The organism is Vibrio sp. V03_P4A6T147 (genome assembly GCF_002241085.1).
Taxonomy (GTDB): Bacteria; Pseudomonadota; Gammaproteobacteria; order Enterobacterales; family Vibrionaceae; genus Vibrio; species Vibrio anguillarum.
The window spans coordinates 1-2,532 of the sequence record NZ_NDIO01000261.1; the positions used below are offsets into that span (position 1 = coordinate 1).

A 2,532-nucleotide genomic window follows, 5' to 3' on the forward strand; every position below is an offset into this window, starting at 1 on the left:
CCCGCCGATACCATGGCCAGCCAAGTTGCTGCCGAACATGGCATTGATTTAGCTGGTCATGCATCACAGCAGCTCACGTCAGCGCTTTGCAGCCAGTATGATTTAATTCTCGTGATGGAAAAGGGGCACATTAGTGCATTAAGTGAGATAGCCCCTGAAGCACGCGGCAAAGCCATGCTATTTGGGCAATGGATAGGCCAGCAAGACATCCCCGACCCATATCGCCAAAGCAAAGAAGCATTTGACCATGCCTACCAGTTAATTGACCAAGCCGCGCAAGCTTGGGCCAAAAAGCTGTAATCACCATAAGCCAAAACAGGCCGTTAGGACTTTAAACACAATGACAGCACAACAGATTAAACAACGCGTCGACACCACTTCTGACGAAATCGATCTCGGTAAATTGTTTGGCCTTCTGCTGGATGGCAAATGGATCATTCTCGCGACGACCACTTTCTTTGCTATCTTTGGCATTGCCTTTGCCTTGCTCTCAACACCGATATACAAAGCCGATGCTTTGATTCAAATCGAACAAAAAGGCTCTGGCGGTATTTCATCATTAGTCGGCGGGGAAATGAGCGATCTCTTCTCTTCTGAATCATCCGCCACCACTGAAATTGAAATCATCAAATCACGGATGATTTTAGGCGACACCGTTCATAAATTTAACCTAACAACCTTAGTTGAGCCGGATTACTTTCCCGTTATTGGCAAAGGCATTGCGCGCCTTCGCGGGCAAATAAACCGCATTCAAGTCAGCCGCTTTGAACTGCCAAGTTATGCATGGCAAACGGGCCACCAAATAGTGGTGCAGGATGCAGAACAAAAAACCTACCAGTTAGTACGTGAAGATGGCCGCGTAATGCTCAGCGGTAAAGTAGGTGAACTGGCAAAAAATGATGATTACCAACTGTTTGTCACCGATTTAGATGCCAATAGCGGTTTTGCATTTTACATCAGTAAACAAAGCGAGTTAGATGCGATTAAATGGCTGAAAGATAACTTATCAGTGACTGAACGCGGTAAACAAACCGGCATTGTTGAGCTCTCTTTCACCGGTGAAAACCCTAGCCAAATTCAAGCTATTTTGGATGATATAAGCCAAAACTACTTTTTGCAGAACGTGCAGCGCAATTCGGCAGAAGCTGAAAAAAGTTTAGCTTTCTTAAAAGGCCACCTGCCAACCATTAAAACCGAATTAGACAGCGCGGAAGATGTATTAAACCGCTACCGACAAGCTAATGATTCGATTGATTTAAGCTTAGAAGCGAAATCCACCTTAGAAGTGATGGTGAAGCTAGAAGCGCAGCTTAACGAACTCACGTTTAAAGAGAGTGAAGTGAGCCAGCGTTTCACCACAGACCACCCAGCGTACAAATCACTATTGGATAAACGCCAAATCTTACTTGGTGAAAAAGAGCGCTTAAATCAGCAAGTACAAAAGCTGCCTAAAACTCAGCGCGAAATTTTACGCATGACGCGTGATGTGCAAGTAAACCAGCAAATTTACATCCAATTACTGAACAAAGTGCAAGAGCTGAACATCATTAAAGCCGGAACGGTCGGCAATGTGCGCATTTTAGACAGCGCAGCCACCTATGCAAAAGCTGTGAAACCGAAAAAACCACTGCTTGTTGTACTCGCGACCTTGCTTGGCGGCATGTTAAGCGTTGGCGGGGTATTGGTGAAAGCGGCGCTGCACCGTGGCGTAGAAAACCCAGATGATATTGAACAGCTTGGCCTTTCGGTTTACGCCAGTGTGCCTAAGTCGATTCTGCAGCTGGAATTTGCGGAAAAAATCAATAAAAAACGTAAATCCCTGCAAGAGATGATGCTGCTAGCGGAAAGCAACCCGGCGGACCTTTCTATTGAAGCGCTACGAGGCCTGCGGACCAGTTTGCACTTCGCGATGTTAGAAGCCAAAAATAACGTGGTGATGATTTCTGGCCCTGCGCCGGGCATTGGTAAATCGTTTGTTTCCACCAACTTTGCTGCGGTTGTAGCCAAAACTGGGCAAAAAGTGCTGCTGATTGATGCCGACATGCGCAAAGGCTACTTACAGCAACCTTTCGGCGTAACCTGGGAAAATGGCCTTTCAGACCTTCTCAGTGGCAAAATTGATTACGCGCAAGCGATCAAAACCACCCAAGTAGATAACTTAGACATTATGACGCGCGGCCAAGTGCCACCCAACCCTTCAGAACTGCTTATGCACCAACGTTTTAAAGCTTTGGTTGAATGGGCTTCACAAAATTATGACCTAGTGATTATTGATACCCCGCCAGTACTTGCGGTGACTGACCCAAGCATTGTGGGTGCCCATGCTGGTACAACGTTAATGGTGGCACGCTTTGGCCTAAATACCGCCAAAGAGATCGATGTCGCCAGAAACCGTTTTGAACAAGCGGGTATTGAAGTGAAAGGTGTGATCTTTAATGCGGTAGAGAAGAAAGCTTCAAGTACTTATGGTTATGGATATTATAACTACAGCTATGGGGATAGTAAGTAAGCGTTAAAGCATCAAGCTTCATT

The 2,532-nt window shown here is 46.0% G+C and carries 2 protein-coding genes; both read left to right on the plus strand.

Features of this window, described 5'->3' with window-relative positions; translation table 11 throughout:
- Positions 1-300: phosphotyrosine protein phosphatase (locus tag B9J84_RS10390; protein WP_094124074.1), on the plus strand; the 300-nt coding region annotated here is incomplete at its 5' end.
- A gap of 40 nt (positions 301-340) precedes the next feature.
- On the plus strand, positions 341-2,509 hold the full coding sequence (locus B9J84_RS10395; protein ID WP_094124075.1) for a polysaccharide biosynthesis tyrosine autokinase: 2,169 nt from the start codon (positions 341-343) through the stop codon (positions 2,507-2,509).
- Positions 2,510-2,532 lie beyond the last annotated feature (23 nt).